Source organism: Ruegeria sp. P10 (genome assembly GCF_056534925.1).
On the sequence record NZ_JBQERJ010000002.1, the window covers coordinates 25,027 to 40,108 of the forward strand.

Below are 15,082 nucleotides of genomic sequence, written 5' to 3' on the forward strand. Positions count from 1 at the left end.
AACGGTGAAACCGGCTGTGTTTCAGGCTGTTGCGCCCTTGATGCGAATGGCAGTGCCGAGGCTGCCTGCACAGACGCCGACCACAATAGCGATGATCAGTTCCAGTGGCTCTACATGCGCAAACCGGAAGCCTGCGAAAACCAGCGTTTCGAATACGCCGACTGCGCCGCCCAATGCCGCACCCAGCCACAGCTTGCGGGTCATCATGCCTAGCGCCAGACCGAGTATGCCGGGCAAGCTCAGGACGTTGCCACCGATGGTTCCAAGTAACTCTAACATCTCTGCCCCCACATCAATTCGAGCTGTTGTTCAGGAAATCGCGGATGTCGTCACCCGCGGCAGCGTGCTCCTGCACAACTTCATCTTCCAATCCAGCAGTCACCTTTTCGTATGTTTCCAGATAGTTGGGTGGCAGGCTGTGGGCGATACCCTGGTGGCAATCAATACAGGTCATACCGTTGTCGATGGCGCGTTGGTGTTCCGAGGCAGCGCGGGTTTCCTGAATGGTGAAGTCCATGTAGTCAAAGTTGTGACAGTTGCGGCACTCGCGGCTGTCAGACGCTTTCATTTTCTTCCAGACGGCCGAGGCCATCGCCAGGCGGTGATCCTCGTATTTCTCGGGTGTGCTGATGGTGCCCACCAGTTCATGATAGACGTCCTTCACGGCCATGATCTTGGCTTTGATCTTGTGGTTCCACTCATCCGGAACGTGGCAGTCTGAGCAGATCGCACGCACGCCGGAGTGGTTGTTGTAGTGGATCGTCTCGCGATACTCACCCAGGTTCGTTTCCATCGTGTGACACGAGACGCAGAACTCTTCGGTGTTGGTCAGTTCCAGGGTCCAGTGAAATCCGCCCCAGAACAGGATACCGGCCAGAAATCCGGCAAGGATCAGAAAGCCCGAGCTGAACATTACCGCCGGCGTCCAGATCGCGTTCCAAAGGCGACCCAGAAAGCTGCGTTTTTCAGGGGAGTCTGCCATGTCGGTGCTCCTTTCAATCTTGTGTTGAATCAGTTGCCGGTCGAGGGCTGGAACACGTTTTCAACAAGCGGCGGCGCGTCCGCCTGCGGAACGTGACATTGGTTGCAGAAATAACGGGTCCCGGCGACGCGATCCAATTCGCGGCCTTCGCGATCCAGATAGTGTGTCATTGAAAGGGTCGGCGCGTTACGCTCACCTGCCTTGGACCAGTCATGGCAGGACAGGCACTGATTGGTGCGCACATCAATCTGATATTGCTCGATCGAATGCGGAATCAGCGGTGGCTGCTGGCGATAATTACGTTGCATCCGTCCTTCGACATTTTTGTGAATCTGATCCAAAGGGATCGGCTCGTCTACGTCCGCGCCCCGCAGCGTTTGGACTTGAGCGGACTGGGCAAAGGCCCATCCGCTCAGCAAAACTACGGGTAGAAGGGCAATTCCGCCTGTAACGATTGATCTTTTCATCTTGGCACTCCCCTAGATAGGTCTGGCAGCGCGCGGCTCAGGCGCGGCAACTGGATCGGAAGGTTGAACGACAAGGTCGTCGAACCGGTGAGTAAAGTTGAAGACGTCGACTGCGCAGACATCGATGCAGCGTCCGCAGTTTGTGCAGTCGGGTGACAGGATCAGGGGCGAGCTTCCCGGCTTGCCTTTCAGCGCGGGTGAGATCACCTGATTTTCAGGACAGACCGCATAGCAATCCATACAGTCATCACAGGCCGTGCGATTGGCGGCACTGACCCGCAGCAGGCTTTTCGACCCGATCAACCCGTAGAACGCGCCCACCGGGCACAGATGGCCGCACCAGCCATGGCGTGAGACGAAGACGTCAAACACGAAGATGGCCGCGATCATGGCCCAGACAAAGCCCATGCCGAATACCAGCCCGCGATGCAGCATGGTGATCGGGTTGACCAGCTCCCACGCGATCACACCACTCAGGCCCGAGACCAGCAGCACGGTTGCCAGAATCCACAGCCGGGTGCCGCGCTTGGGTTGCCAGCCTTTCGGCAGGTCCAGTTTGCGGTGCACCCAGTTGGCCGCGTCTGTCACCGGGTTTATGGGGCAAACCCAGGAACAATAGACACGGCCACCAATCAGGGCATAGACCACCAGAACGATCAGCCCGCCGATCAGCGCAGTCACTTCGGGCCAATGACCTGCAACCAAGCTTTGCATCAGGATGAACGGATCGGTCAAAGGCAGCACGCCCAGCGTCAGTGATCCTGCCAAATTGCCCTCGACAATCCAGATGCCAAACCACGGGCCCAGTAGAAACAGAACCAGAAAGAACAGCTGGCTTGCGCGGCGCATCAGCAAAAAGCGATGCGCCCCGATCCACCCTTTGCCTTCAACGGCCTCCTGACCGACGGGCATGTGCGTGCGAGTACTCATTGCCCCACCCCCGGCAGATCATATTGAGGCGCAAAACCGCCGGGCGCGGCAAGATTGTCGGTTCCCGGTCCGGGCAAACGGTCCGGAAGATCGATGATCCCCTCGACCACCGGTGCGCCTTTGGCGGCTTTTTCCTCCCAACCCTTGCGGTAATGCTCGGCCGAACTGCCGCGCGCCAGCCGGGCCGGCAGAACCTTGATGGCGGCCTCGGGCAGAACACAGCTTTTCTCGCACATGCCGCAGCCGGTGCAGCGGTCGGCATGAATGGTTGGAATGAACAAAGCATGATGACCCGACCGGGTATTATGCGCCGTCTCCAACGTGATCGCCTCGTCAATGACGGGGCAGACGCGATAGCAGACGTCGCAGCGCAGACCGAGGAAATTCAGGCAGTTTTCCTGATCGACCAGAACGGCAACACCCATCTCGGCATCGTCGATATTCTCCAGCCCGGGGTCCAGCGCCCCTGTTGGACATGCGGCGACACACGGAATGTCGTCGCACATTTCGCAGGGAACATCCCGGGCGATGAAGAATGGTGTTCCCGTCGCCACCGCATCCGAGCCAAGCTCGGCCAGTTTCAGGGTATCGTACGGGCAGTCCCGCACGCATAAACCGCAACGGATGCAGGCCGACAGGAACTCCTTCTCGGGCAATGCGCCGGGCGGGCGCAATGCATCGGCGGGCAGGGCGCGGGCGTCGCGGGCCAGATAGGCCAGCAACGATCCGGCGACCACGCAGCCGCCCGCCGCCCGCGCCGAGTCCTGCAGGAACCGGCGCCGCTGCGGCGAAAGGGGTTTATCGACAAGAGACATGGGAACGACCCGTATGATCCTTGCTGGTTACGCGCGCTCAACCTTGCAGGCGCACTTCTTGAAGTCGGTCTCTTTCGACAGCGGGCAGGTTGCGTCCAGCGTCAGCTTGTTGGTCAGCTGGTGCTCATCGAACCACGGCATAAAGACCAGACCGCGCGGCACCTTGTTCCGACCCCGTGTTTCAACACGGCTGGTGACCTCGCCGCGGCGGGTCGACAGAACAATCTCCTGACCCCGGCGCAGACCCCGATCCTTGGCGTCCTGCGGGTGCATGTAGACGACAGCGTTTGGATAGGCGCGGTGCAGTTCCGGTACCCGGCGTGTCATCGACCCTGAATGCCAGTGTTCCAGCACGCGACCGGTGCACAGCCAAAGATCGAATTCCGCATCCGGCTCTTCTGCGGCAGGTTCATAGGGCGCAAAGATGATTTTGGCCTTGCCATCCTTGTGGCCATAGAATTCCACGCCAGCACCTTCGGACACGTAGGGGTCATAGCCTTCGCGGAAACGATAAAGCGTTTCCTTGCCATCCACGACCGGCCAGCGCAGACCGCGGGCCTGGTGGTAGGTTTCGAATGGTGCCAGATCATGCGCATGGCCGCGCCCGAAGTTGGCGTACTCTTCGAACAGACCTTTCTGTACGTAAAAGCCGAAATGCTCGGATTCGTCATTGTCAAAGCCCTCGGCAGTTTCCGACAGCGGAAACTTGTCGACGCTGCCATTGGCAAACAGGACGTCATACATGGTCTTGCCACGATGCTCGGGCATGGCGGCCAGCAATTCTTCGCCCCAGACCTCTTCGACGGTGAAGCGTTTCGAGAACTCCATCACCTGCCACAGGTCCGATTTGGCCTCGCCCGGTGCCTTGACCTGCTGCCGCCAGAACTGGGTGCGGCGTTCGGCGTTGCCATAGGCGCCTTCCTTCTCGACCCACATGGCGGTGGGCAGGATCAGGTCGGCGGAAACCGCAGTGACCGTCGGGTAGGGGTCTGAAACAGTGATGAAGTTTTCCGGGTTGCGATAGCCGGGATAGCCTTCCTCATTGATGTTTGGCGCAGCCTGCATGTTGTTGGTGCACTGAACCCAATAGGCGTTCAGATCACCATCCTTCAGCTTGCGGTGTTGCAGCACGGCGTGGAAACCGGGCTTGTCAGGAATGGTGCCAGCGGGCACGTTCCATGCGGTTTCGCAGATCTCGCGGTGCTTGTCGTTCATCACCACCATGTCGGCGGGCAGGCGGTGGGCAAAGGTACCAACCTCGCGCGCCGTACCGCAGGCCGACGGTTGACCGGTCAGCGAGAAGGGCGAGTTGCCGGGTTCCGAAATCTTGCCCACCAGCAGGTGCACGTTATACATCAGCGAGTTCACCCACGACCCACGGGTATGCTGGTTGAAGCCCATGGTCCACAGGCTCATCACCTTGCGGTTCGGATCGGCATATTGCTGGGCCAGACGCTCCAGCTTGTCCGCCGGAACACCGGACAGTTCCGACGTGTATTCCAGCGTGTATTTCGAAACGGCTTCGGCATATTCCTCGAAGCTGATCGGCTCCAACTTGCCCGAGTTCGGGTTTTCAGCCTCTTGTTGCAGGGGGTTGTTGTCCCGCAGGCCGTAACCGATATCGGTGGCGGTTTTGGTGATGTTGACGTGGTTCTTGACGAACTCTTCGTTCACCGCGCCATTCTGGATGATGTAGTTCGCAATATAGTTCAGGATCGCCAGATCGGTTTGCGGTGCAAAGACCATGCCATTATCGGCCAGCTCGAACGAGCGGTGCTCGAAAGTCGAAAGCACATGCACTTCGCAACCCGGTTTCGTCAGGCGGGTGTCGGTCAGGCGCGACCACAGGATCGGGTGCATCTCAGCCATGTTCGATCCCCACAGCACGAAGGTATCGGCGTGCTCAAGGTCGTCATAGCACCCCATCGGCTCATCAATGCCGAAAGTGCGCATGAAACCAACCACGGCCGAGGCCATGCAGTGACGCGCATTGGGATCAATGTTGTTCGACCGGAACCCGGCCTTCATCATCTTCGCGGCGGCATAGCCTTCCCAGACCGTCCACTGCCCCGAACCAAACATCCCCACGCTGGTCGGGCCCTTCTTGGCAAGGGCCTCTTTCCATTTGGCGGCCATCACATCAAAGGCTTCATCCCAGCTGACCGGTTCAAACTCGCCATTCTTGTCATACTGGCCGTTGGTCTTGCGCAAAAGCGGTGTGGTCAGGCGGTCTTTGCCGTACATGATCTTGGACAGGAAATAGCCCTTGATACAGTTCAGGCCCCTGTTCACCGGTGCGTCGGGGTCACCTTGCGTGGCGACCACGCGGCCGTCCTTGGTGCCCACCAGAACCGAACAGCCTGTGCCACAGAACCGGCAGGCAGCCTTGTCCCAGCGAATATCGGGCGCGCCGACCTGAGCGTTGGCCTGACCTGCGGCCATGGGAATGCCCGCAGCCGAGGCAGTGGCTGCCGCTGCGGACGCTTTCAGAAATGTACGACGGGATTCAGAGATGGTCATTGCATGGGCCTCCTGCTGGACGGTTGGCTTGGAGCATCAGGACGCGGAGCCGTCTCCGCGAGATCTTCGAAATGGTGATAAGTAAGTGACAGTGAGATCACTCCGGGGATCTGGTGCAGATCCATGATGGTGTCCGAGGCCAGCTTGTCGGCCGTATCCTCGACAACAACTACAAAACGGCCGTCCTCGGCTTCGGCATGAAGCTCGACGCCCTGAGTTTCGGCCATCGCCGCGCGTGCGGCATCGGTGTAATCGGGGGCGATGTGGACCAGACAGCCACAGATGTTCATTGGGTCACCTCCGGGTGGTGTGGGACGGGGCGGTGCATCACGATCGCCCCGGCGGGGCAGGCGGCGGAACAACTACCGCAACCGATGCAGGTTTCTGTTTCAAGCGCCGGTTCCGCGCGTCCGCCCAGTTGCAGGCGAAAGCGGATGGCATCCTGTTCACAATTGTCCTGACACAGGCGGCAGCTTACGCCGTTGGTCGACAGGCAGCTTGTGTCATCGATTCGTGCGCGCCATGGCCATTCGGCAACACGTTCGGTCAGCAACGCCGGGGTCGGACAAACGTCGGCGCAGTCACCACACAAGGTGCAACCGCCTGCGGACAGGTCCAGAACGGGGAAACCGGCATCGTCGAATGTGATGATGTCTTCAGGACAAGCCGCGGCGCAGTCTTCGCAACGTGTGCATAGATCGCTGAAGCCAGTTGCTACTGCCCCCGGCGGACGGATCGCATCTGGGTCCTCCCGCAGGACACGCGCGCTTAGAAAAGCGCGTCTGCTGGTCATCTGGCTCATAGCTGGCGACTCGAAATTGGATTGATAGGTTCGCGTCCTTACTTCCTAGCTGCTTTCAGCAGCGCACGAATTGACCTATATCATACTTTTTCGGATTTTTTTGTTCAGTCTGAGATTTGTAATTCTTCATTAAACGTTTAATTCGATACGGGCGTCGGGGAAGAACGCTAGGATCTCTTTGGCTCTGTCGGCGGATGCCGCGCAAAGCGCAGTGGACAACCCATCCGCAATTGCCGCTTTCGGGGAAGAAACCGAAACGGTCCTGTCGTGGTTTGAAGGCCCATCCAAGGTAATGATGTGCCCGACGCCTTGGCCGAGCTGAGTCGCCAGCGTTGAAGATGTCGCCACTGCCCGATCGCTCAATTCAATCCGCTTCAGAACCGTTTGGTCCGGCGCCGCCAATCCAACTTTCCATGGCGCACCGTCACCACGTGCACCCAGGGCGGCAACCTCTCCCATATTGACCAGAACATCACGCAGACCATAAGCACGCAGCAGGTCGGCGATCCGGTCGGTGATCGCGCCCTGCGCTATACCGTTCAACGTCAGCGCCGATTTTCCGGGCACCGGAAGGCGAATGGCCGAGGCGTCGAAAATTACCTTTTCCCAGCCTATTGCCTGTTGAACTTCAATCAGATCGTCCGGGCGCGCGCCCGCAGCCAATGCCGCCCACACGGGTTGAATGCTTGGATCAAATGCGCCACCCGATGCCTGATGCAGCGCTGTGCTGAGGCTTAGCACCTTCAACAATTCAGGAGCGGGCGCCGTCAGCACACCATCGCGGTTCAACCGGCTGAGCTGCGATTGCGGACGATACAGGCTGAAGATGTCTTCCAGCCGGGCAATCTCGGTCTCCATGGCGGCCATGATGGGTGCAGCTTCGGCGTCCGTCAGACCCACAAGGCGCAGGCTGGCGGTGGCACCCAGCGCGGTCCCGTGCCAGCGCGCGTCCGAGGCCGCAAGTGGTGTGGCCGCAGCACAAGCGGCTGAGATGATCAGAAATCGGCGGCGCGACAAGGCGGTCATACGGGGGTCTCCAACGACAGTTCAAGATCGACAGGGCCAAGCACTTCGGTGTCCGGAATGTCCGGCAGGCCCAGTGCCGTTCCGCCGTAAATCTCAATGAATGCCTGTGCATCGGCAGGATCGGCAAAAGGCACCACTTCGCGCGCACCCATGCCACCTGCCACATTGGCGCCGACAACAAAGGTCGCGCCATCCGCGGCGATCCAGTTCGAGATACCCGGCTGCCGCCAGCTTGGCGCAATACCCATGTCGCTGACATAGACGGCTGTGATGTCGGCATCACGTTCAGGGCTTTTGAGGTATGCCACCATGTCGCGCACCTGCGCAAAAAACAACGGTGCGGGATATCCTTCCAGATGGATCTGCCCCTTGGGGCCGCCATGTTCGGCGATGTTCATCTGGCAGAAATAGCTCAGCGCGTCCGGGGTCAGATCCACCGGATCGGGGGCCTCGGCCAGGTCTTCCTTGCAGGCTGCCAACGCGACCAGCGCGATCAAGGCGAGACGCTTCATGGCTCGACCCTACGGAATGCGAGGCGGGCGAGGGCGAAGCTCAGCACCGGCCAGATCAGCAGGGAGACGGGTGCAGCCCAGACCGGCAGGGCCTGCGCCGCTCCTGTCATGCCGGATGCCATGGCAACGCCTTCAGTCGCCGCGATGTTCCACAGACGGAACGCGTCGGCCGGGTTGGCGACCATCACCCAGGGAAAGACGGATTGGGTGAAGCTGCCGCCCTTATCCATGACGACGGCCCCCAACAGGCCCAGATCATAGAGGACGACAAAAACCAGCCAGAGCCCGGCCGACATCCCCGCCGCCGCCGTGGCCCCCTTTGCCAAAGCGGACAGCAGGTATCCCAGCGCCAGAAACACGGCGCCCAACAGGATCGAGGTGAGGATCAGGCGCACCAGTGCCATCAGGCTTTCCGGTCCGGCCCCGCCAAAGAACGCGGCCACCGCGCCCGCGGTGCCGAAACCGACGGTCATGGCAAAAGCGAGAGCGGCCAGATGGGCAGTGAACTTGCCCAACAGGATTTCTCCGCGTCCGGCCGGATAAGACAGCAACAGCGACAGGCTGCCCCGGTCCACGTCTCCGGCGATGGCGTCGAACGAGATCATCAGCGCCAGAAGGGGCGCGAGGTAAACCGACAGCGTGGTCATCGACGCAACCGAAACGGTCAGCATGTCAACGCCCAGCGTTCCGGTTGGCGCACTGCCTGCAAAGGTCAGCGCCAAGGCGAACAGCACCATGATCAGCGTGGCAACCAGCAGCCAGCGGTTGCGGCGCAGGATCAGCATTTCAGTTCGGGTGATGGCGAGGAAGCGGGTCATTGCAAATCCTCCTGTGCATAGTGGCGATAGAGGTCTTCCAGCTTGGGCGGGGTCATTTCCAAATCCGCTATCGCGTCGCCCAGCCCGGCGATCCGGCGCAGGGCCTCCATCTTGTCTTCGGGTGTGCAGAGCAATTCAACGGATGCGCCGTTGATCCGGCTGCCGCCCAGCTCAGCGGCCAAAGCGTCAGGGTTGGCACTGGCGCGTACCTTCAGGCGGATCGGTAGACCGGCCAGCGCTGACAGATTGTTCAGGGTGTCATCAGCCACCATCCGGCCCTTGCGCATGATAGCGATCCGGTCGGTGCGCGCCTCAACCTCGGTCAGCGCATGGCTGGCAATCAGCACCGCGGTACCCTGCGCGGCCAATTCATCAATGATGGCATAGAGGTCCTGCCGCGAGATCGGGTCCAGCCCGCTTGTCGGCTCATCCAGTAACGCCACTTTCGGTTGGCCTAGCAACACCTGCGCCAGTCCCAGACGTTGCCGCATGCCTTTGGAATACGTTCCGATCCGACGGTCCAAAGCGTCACTCAGGCCGACACGATCCAGCAAACCGGACACATCGGCTTTTGCGCTTGAAAGCTGCGCAAACAGGGTCAACTGCTCACGCCCGGTTAGCGCGGGATGAAACGACACCGCTTCGGGCAGATACGCTGTTTCGCGCCGGGCCTGAGCACTACCGGGGGTGGCGTCTCCGATCCGAATGGCTCCGCCATGGATCGGCGTCAGGCCGAGGATGGATTTGATCAGGGTCGACTTGCCCGCGCCGTTATGGCCCAGCAGCGCAACGCGCTGGCCGGGGGCAAGAGACAGGGTGATATCGTCAAGAACGCGGGTTTTTCCTCGGTCCTTGAGAACATGGTCGATTGACAGGGCCTTATCCGTCATGAGGCACCTTTTTCATAGCTGGGGGTTCAGGGGCTTGCATCAATGGGTTGCTGTCCATCACGCCGCCCGGCAACAGGGCCGGGAAGGCGGATTGCGACCAGCGCACCAGTTGCACGGCGGGGGAGCCGAGCAGTAATTTGGCTGCGGGTTGGGTCCACAGCACATGGTCCATCGAGTCGTTTGGCCGATACGGGGCATCGGCGATGCCGTTGCCATCCACGTCATAGGCGGCAAAATCGGACCAGTAGTTGCCGCGCCCGTCTTCGGACCACTCGACCCATTTGGTCGAGACGTATTTCACCTGTGTCCGGTTCCCGATGAAGGAATTGCCAACGATGCGGTTGCGTTCGCTACCGGCGGTAAAGTGGATGCCGATGCCGCATCCCTGGAACCAGTTGTCGGTGAATTCGTTCTTGTTGGAGTTATAAAGGAAGGTGCACTTTTCCTTGGCACCGATCACCACGTTTCCGGTGATCTGACTCTTGTTGGCATAATTCAGCATCACGCCATGTTCACGGTCACCGATCGAGACATTGTCTGCGACCTTCACATTGGTCGTGAACATCACTGCATAGCCCAGATCGTTGCCGATCGAGACATTGTCGCTGACCACCGAATTGTCGGCATACATGTAATGCACGGCAAAGCGCAGATCGCGGAACAGGTTGCCGGTAAAGGTGTTCTTCTTGGACGAGTTCACGAAGATCCCGTCGCGCCCATAGCGGATGTGATTGTCCTCAACCCGCGCACCGGGCGCATTCCAGACATAGACGCCATTGCCACGGTCATTCATCCGCTGGTCCTGACGCCCTTCGATCCGGTTGCCACGCACAATGCTGTCCTTGGCACCATGAATGTCGATACCGTAAAGATTGCCCAGCAGTTCATTGTCTTCGATCACCGGCGCGCGGGCCGTCTTGGTAAGCTGGATGCCACTGTCGATCCCGTCATGGCTTGAACCCGAGCCGATCACTGTCAGGCCGCGCACGGTCACGCCCGGGCCGGTTACGGTGATGACGCTGCCGGTGCCTTGCCCGTCAATGGTGGCCTGTCCCAGCCCGTCGATCGTGACGGGCCGGTCCAGAATCAGATGTTCGGCATAAACACCGGGGCTCAGGCGGAGGGTATCTCCGTCCGCCGCCTGAGCCAGTATTTCATTGATGGCCCCCGCCCGGTTGGGCACATCCCAGTCCGCCGCCCAAAGGGGCGAGCCGAGCAGGAGCGGTATGAGCAGGGGCCAGCGCATGGGTCAGGCTCCTTGCGGTTCGACCAGCATCCGGCCGCGCATTTCCATGTGCAGCGCATGGCAGAACCACTGGCAATAGAACCAGTGCACGCCCGGACGGTCGGCGGTGAAGGTGACCGAGGCGGTTGCCATCGGTGCGACTTCCATCGCGATTCCGTAGTTGCCCAGGCAGAAGCCGTGGGTCACGTCGTCCACATCATCCAGGTTGGTGATGTAAACCGTGACCTCGTCGCCCTGTTTGACGGTGAACTTCTCGAGGCTGAAGGTCGGCGCCTGCGAGGTCATGTAGACCCGCACCTTGTTGCCGTCCCGGATCGGTTCTTCCGCACCTTCTTCCAGATCGATACCATCGGCTTCGGCCTGTTTGCGGGCGTCTTCCCAGGTAACGTCGTTGCGATCCCAGACGTTGACCGGGTTCACGATGTCGCTGCGAACGATGATCGAGTCGTGCGGCTCGGCAAAGGTCGGGCCGTCGTGCACCACTTTCATCTCATCCGACGAAATGTCGATCAGCTGTTCGTTCTCGGGTTTAAGAGGACCCACGTTCAGGAAGCGGTCTTTCGAGAACTTGTTCATCGAAATCAGCCACTTGCCGTCGGCATCCTTGGTCTCACCCATGGAAGTCGAGTTGTGACCCGGCTGATAATGCACGTCAACCTTCGAGATGATCGGGTCCACGTCCTCGCCATTGTAGGCGCGGATGGCCTTGTCGATGTTCCACTTCACGATCTGGCTGTCCAGGAACAGCGTGGTGAACGCGTTGCCCTGGCCATCATAGGCAGTGTGAAGCGGGCCAAGACCCAACTGCGGTTCACCTACGATGCAGGACCGCGGGTCGGCGTCGCTTTCGAACAGGGCGTCCAGCTTGGTGACGTCCATGATCGAGACGGTTGGCGACAGCTTGCCGTTGATGCAGACGTGCTTGCCGTCTGGCGCGGTGTTGATGCCGTGCGGAGAGTTCGGGATCGGGATGTAACGGGTGTATTTCTTGTTCTGCCCTTTGCGCCCGTCCAGAACCTTGACGCCTTTTAACTCCTGATAATCGCCGGCTTCGATGCCTTTTTCGATCTCGGCGATGTTGAAAACGACGACGTGGTCCAGCTCGTTCTCGGTCATCTCGGCCAGGTTCATGCCCATTTCCGAGTTGTACGAGGTCGAGAAGGCGTATTTGCCCTGATAGTCGCAGTCGGTGTTGTCGAGGTTGCCCGACACGATCACCTGCCACGCCACTTCCATGGTATCGCCGTCCAGCGCGGTGAAGATGTTCACGTATTGCGACGGATCGTCCAGCACGCTGCCATCGTTGACCAGCGGAGTTTCATCTTCACCATTGGCAAAGACATAGCCGGTGCGCGGGAATTTCTGCGGACGCAGACCGTGGATCGCCTTGGCGTTCGGGATCTCGGTGATCTTGTCGCATTTCATCACGTCACAGCGGACACGCGCGACGCGGGTGTTGGCCTTGTCGTTCATGAACAGATAGCGGCCGTCATAGGTGCCGTCGGTGAACGACATGTGCGGGTGGTGAAGGTCGCCGTTGTCATAGGTTTTCATGCCGCGCTTGGCGAGAAACTCCTTGGTTTCAGGCAGCAACCCTTCGGTCATGATCTTCAGTGACTCGTTGGTCTGACCCCAGCCCGTGGCCGAGCAGCGGTTGAACACCGGCACCCGCATCAGCTCGCGCATGGATGGGAAGCCCAGAATGCGCAGCTCGCCGGTCTGACCCGAGGACCAGAAACCGTAATACTCGTCCAGTTCGCCCGGTTCGAGATTGGCATTGGCCGCGGCGCTCGCCTGCTTCGCGGTCATCAGGGTCGAGCCCAGACCGGTCCCGGCCAGCACGGCACCGGTTGCTGTTGCACCCAGCATCCCACGGCGTGTGACGGTTAGTTTGTTGTCATGTTCCGACATGTTCGTTCCTCCTTTTAGGAAACGGATTGCGGTTTGGCGTTCGGATGGTTCGCCGGTGGTTGTCCGAGTGGGGTCTTCATCTGGACCGACCCTGTCTTGGCCCGCCGTTTCAGCTGGCGGATAACGACAGGACATTTGTCCTCGGACTGGTAGAGCACCTGACAATGCAGGCAGGTGACGCACTCGTTCGGATTTATCTCACCGGTGGGGTGGATCGCCTGAACGGGGCATTCATTGGCGCAGGTCTGACAGGGCGTGCCGCAATCCTTGTAGCGGCGCAGCCAGTCGAACATGCGAATTCGGGCAGGGATCGCCAGTGCGCCGCCCAGCGGGCAGAGATAGCGGCAATAGAACCGTTCAATGAACAGCCCGATCCCCAGCAGGGCCAGCGCAAAGACCACGAAAGGCCAATCGCGCATGAATTTCAGAATGATCGCCGTTTTGAACGGCTCGACCTCGGCATATTTCTCGGCCAGCGGGATCGATACGAAACTCAGGCCAAAAAGACCCAGAAAGATCATGTATTTCGCGGGCCACAGGCGTTCGTTCAGACCCCAGGGCAAAGTCCATTGCGGCACTTTGAACGCCCGCGCGATCTTGTTGGTCAATTCCTGCAACGCGCCGAACGGACACAGCCATCCGCAATAGGCCCCGCGACCCCAGAACAACAGCGCGGCGGCGACGGCGAACCATTGAATGAACACCAGCGGGTCCAGCAGGAACGCATCCCACGAGAATCCTGTGCGCAGGCTGCCTGCCAGTGCCATCAGGTTCACCACGCTCAGCTGCGCGTTGGCGTACCAGCCGATGAAGAACAGGGTCATTGTCAGGTAACCGATGCGGAACCAGTAGAAGACCCGCGCATTCATTGTCGCGTGGAACTGGAAGAAGAACGTCGCGGTCAGGACCAGCAGCATGACGCCAAGAACGGCGATTTCAACAGTGCGATCCTTCCAGATGCGCTGCCACAGGGCAGCCTTGGCGGCGGCTTCGCCGGTCGCATCCTCGACAACCTTAGAGGCTGCGACGGGCAGCAGGTAACGGTCGGGCAGTTTGTAACCCAGATCGAATGTCAGAAAGGTTTTCTCAACGGCACCCACGGCACGCTGTACCAGCAGTTGCAGGCGGAACGGCTCGGTCGGGTCGAACTCGGCATCGGCGGGGATCTTGAAGATGTCCAGCTCTGTGAAACTGGGCGCATCCGGGGCTGCAACCTTGCCAAGGCGTACTTGCTGTTTGTCGAAGAACCGGACCGAGTTGTCGCCCTGGATCAACTGGATCCGATCGAAAATTCCGCCGCGTACATAGCCTGACCCCTTGAAACTGTAGGCACCGCGCCCCAGCACCAGAATGGCCTGTTCGCCCTCGTCCAACCAGTTCACAAGGTTCTGGTACTCGGCGTCGCCCAGCAGTGACTTGCCGATCGACGGAACCGAGACAAGCGCCATATGCATGTCGATGAACGTGTCATCCGGTTCACCCGGTTCGGGCCGCTTGATCGCGCGCTGGTCTCCGGTGGCCTCGAAGGCGGCATTGACCTGCCCGACATCCAGCGTCAGCCGACGGATCGAGCCGTCGCCCGAAAGGGTTGACCAGTCATGGACCGCATTCTGCGCCATATCGACTTCGCGCTTTGGCCCGTCGGCCTGCAACGGTGACAGGCCGCCCAGACCCAATGCACGCGCCACCTTGATACCGCCACGCACAAGGCTGTCGTCGATCACCATGATCGTGACCGTCGCGCCCGAGATGATGTCGAGGTCGTGCCCCTCTCCCCCGGTTTCGGCTTCAACCTTAAGGTCAAGGCCCGCATAGCCTTCGGTCAATTCAACCATGCGGGAATTGGGGATGCCGATCAGCACGATGGGTTCCGAGTGCTTGACCAGTTGCACTCCGGTCAACACCGCGTCGTTGTCGATGGCGGCAACGACGTGGATCGGTTTGCCGGAATAACCCGTCGTGCCAACAAAGTCCGAGGTCAGGAATGCCCAGGCAATGATCTCGCCGCCCTTCAGGACGGGGGCGACCTTGACGTCATCGCGCACCGGGCCAAAGGCATCGGCGCCGGGGGCCAGATCGGCAGGTTCGATGTCGGGCAGGAAACTGGCCAGGCTGTCGGCATGGGCGCTGATCGCCATCAGGCAGGACAGAGTGAAAGCCAGC

At 60.1% G+C, this 15,082-nt stretch carries 15 protein-coding genes; all 15 read right to left on the bottom strand.

What is annotated here, in order from left to right; genetic code table 11:
• Nucleotides 1–21 precede the first annotated feature (21 nt).
• Nucleotides 22–279, bottom strand: a complete 258-nt coding sequence (locus ACR0FB_RS03380; RefSeq protein ID WP_152460390.1) for a hypothetical protein — start codon at nt 277–279, stop codon at nt 22–24.
• Nucleotides 280–292: 13 nt separating this feature from the next.
• Nucleotides 293–982, bottom strand: coding sequence for a NapC/NirT family cytochrome c (locus tag ACR0FB_RS03385; protein WP_210092839.1), 690 nt, complete (start codon nt 980–982; stop codon nt 293–295).
• 29 nt (nt 983–1,011) lie between these two features.
• Entirely contained in the window at nt 1,012–1,449 is a 438-nt protein-coding gene (locus ACR0FB_RS03390; RefSeq protein WP_480620037.1) for a nitrate reductase cytochrome c-type subunit, read from the bottom strand.
• Nucleotides 1,450–1,461: 12 nt separating this feature from the next.
• Complete coding sequence (gene napH / locus ACR0FB_RS03395; RefSeq protein WP_480620039.1) at nt 1,462–2,379, bottom strand: quinol dehydrogenase ferredoxin subunit NapH; 918 nt, start codon at nt 2,377–2,379, stop codon at nt 1,462–1,464.
• Nucleotides 2,376–3,194 carry a ferredoxin-type protein NapG gene (gene napG / locus ACR0FB_RS03400; RefSeq protein ID WP_480620041.1) on the bottom strand — a complete coding sequence of 273 codons (819 nt, stop codon included), beginning with the start codon at nt 3,192–3,194 and terminating at the stop codon, nt 2,376–2,378. The genes napH and napG overlap by 4 nt, the downstream gene beginning before the upstream one ends.
• Nucleotides 3,195–3,221: 27 nt before the next feature.
• Nucleotides 3,222–5,714: a nitrate reductase catalytic subunit NapA gene (napA, locus tag ACR0FB_RS03405; RefSeq protein WP_171723680.1), complete on the bottom strand. Its 2,493-nt coding sequence runs from the start codon at nt 5,712–5,714 to the stop codon at nt 3,222–3,224.
• Nucleotides 5,711–6,004, bottom strand: coding sequence for a chaperone NapD (locus ACR0FB_RS03410; protein WP_171723681.1), 294 nt, complete (start codon nt 6,002–6,004; stop codon nt 5,711–5,713). Before ACR0FB_RS03410 ends, napA begins: the two co-directional genes overlap by 4 nt.
• Nucleotides 6,001–6,516 carry a ferredoxin-type protein NapF gene (gene napF / locus ACR0FB_RS03415; protein ID WP_171635864.1) on the bottom strand — a complete coding sequence of 172 codons (516 nt, stop codon included), beginning with the start codon at nt 6,514–6,516 and terminating at the stop codon, nt 6,001–6,003. The genes ACR0FB_RS03410 and napF overlap by 4 nt, the downstream gene beginning before the upstream one ends.
• 129 nt (nt 6,517–6,645) lie before the next feature.
• A complete protein-coding gene (locus tag ACR0FB_RS03420) occupies nt 6,646–7,542 on the bottom strand; it encodes an FAD:protein FMN transferase (protein WP_480620043.1) in 897 nt (298 codons plus the stop codon).
• On the bottom strand, nt 7,539–8,054 hold the full coding sequence (locus tag ACR0FB_RS03425) for a nitrous oxide reductase accessory protein NosL (protein WP_209834050.1): 516 nt from the start codon (nt 8,052–8,054) through the stop codon (nt 7,539–7,541). Before ACR0FB_RS03425 ends, ACR0FB_RS03420 begins: the two co-directional genes overlap by 4 nt.
• A complete protein-coding gene (locus tag ACR0FB_RS03430; protein ID WP_480620045.1) occupies nt 8,051–8,872 on the bottom strand; it encodes an ABC transporter permease in 822 nt (273 codons plus the stop codon). Before ACR0FB_RS03430 ends, ACR0FB_RS03425 begins: the two co-directional genes overlap by 4 nt.
• Entirely contained in the window at nt 8,869–9,762 is an 894-nt protein-coding gene (locus tag ACR0FB_RS03435; protein ID WP_480620047.1) for an ABC transporter ATP-binding protein, read from the bottom strand. The genes ACR0FB_RS03430 and ACR0FB_RS03435 overlap by 4 nt, the downstream gene beginning before the upstream one ends.
• Nucleotides 9,752–11,008 (bottom strand): nitrous oxide reductase family maturation protein NosD, encoded by a 1,257-nt coding sequence (locus tag ACR0FB_RS03440; RefSeq protein WP_171635875.1) that lies wholly within the window; start codon nt 11,006–11,008, stop codon nt 9,752–9,754. The genes ACR0FB_RS03435 and ACR0FB_RS03440 overlap by 11 nt, the downstream gene beginning before the upstream one ends.
• Before the next feature lie 3 nt (nt 11,009–11,011).
• Nucleotides 11,012–12,919 carry a TAT-dependent nitrous-oxide reductase gene (nosZ, locus tag ACR0FB_RS03445; RefSeq protein WP_171723686.1) on the bottom strand — a complete coding sequence of 636 codons (1,908 nt, stop codon included), beginning with the start codon at nt 12,917–12,919 and terminating at the stop codon, nt 11,012–11,014.
• Between the two features lie 14 nt (nt 12,920–12,933).
• Nucleotides 12,934–15,057: a NosR/NirI family protein gene (locus ACR0FB_RS03450; protein ID WP_245218076.1), complete on the bottom strand. Its 2,124-nt coding sequence runs from the start codon at nt 15,055–15,057 to the stop codon at nt 12,934–12,936.
• Nucleotides 15,058–15,082 lie beyond the last annotated feature (25 nt).

What these genes read in the sequence shown, in the direction of transcription:
- ACR0FB_RS03380 (WP_152460390.1), bottom strand. Translation starts at nt 279, where the DNA reads ATGTTAGAGTTACTTGGAACCATCGGTGGCAACGTCCTGAGCTTGCCC.
- ACR0FB_RS03385 (WP_210092839.1), bottom strand. Translation starts at nt 982, where the DNA reads ATGGCAGACTCCCCTGAAAAACGCAGCTTTCTGGGTCGCCTTTGGAAC.
- ACR0FB_RS03390 (WP_480620037.1), bottom strand. Translation starts at nt 1,449, where the DNA reads ATGAAAAGATCAATCGTTACAGGCGGAATTGCCCTTCTACCCGTAGTT.
- napH (WP_480620039.1), bottom strand. Translation starts at nt 2,379, where the DNA reads ATGAGTACTCGCACGCACATGCCCGTCGGTCAGGAGGCCGTTGAAGGC.
- napG (WP_480620041.1), bottom strand. Translation starts at nt 3,194, where the DNA reads ATGTCTCTTGTCGATAAACCCCTTTCGCCGCAGCGGCGCCGGTTCCTG.
- napA (WP_171723680.1), bottom strand. Translation starts at nt 5,714, where the DNA reads ATGACCATCTCTGAATCCCGTCGTACATTTCTGAAAGCGTCCGCAGCG.
- ACR0FB_RS03410 (WP_171723681.1), bottom strand. Translation starts at nt 6,004, where the DNA reads ATGAACATCTGTGGCTGTCTGGTCCACATCGCCCCCGATTACACCGAT.
- napF (WP_171635864.1), bottom strand. Translation starts at nt 6,516, where the DNA reads ATGAGCCAGATGACCAGCAGACGCGCTTTTCTAAGCGCGCGTGTCCTG.
- ACR0FB_RS03420 (WP_480620043.1), bottom strand. Translation starts at nt 7,542, where the DNA reads ATGACCGCCTTGTCGCGCCGCCGATTTCTGATCATCTCAGCCGCTTGT.
- ACR0FB_RS03425 (WP_209834050.1), bottom strand. Translation starts at nt 8,054, where the DNA reads ATGAAGCGTCTCGCCTTGATCGCGCTGGTCGCGTTGGCAGCCTGCAAG.
- ACR0FB_RS03430 (WP_480620045.1), bottom strand. Translation starts at nt 8,872, where the DNA reads ATGACCCGCTTCCTCGCCATCACCCGAACTGAAATGCTGATCCTGCGC.
- ACR0FB_RS03435 (WP_480620047.1), bottom strand. Translation starts at nt 9,762, where the DNA reads ATGACGGATAAGGCCCTGTCAATCGACCATGTTCTCAAGGACCGAGGA.
- ACR0FB_RS03440 (WP_171635875.1), bottom strand. Translation starts at nt 11,008, where the DNA reads ATGCGCTGGCCCCTGCTCATACCGCTCCTGCTCGGCTCGCCCCTTTGG.
- nosZ (WP_171723686.1), bottom strand. Translation starts at nt 12,919, where the DNA reads ATGTCGGAACATGACAACAAACTAACCGTCACACGCCGTGGGATGCTG.
- ACR0FB_RS03450 (WP_245218076.1), bottom strand. Translation starts at nt 15,057, where the DNA reads ATGGCGATCAGCGCCCATGCCGACAGCCTGGCCAGTTTCCTGCCCGAC.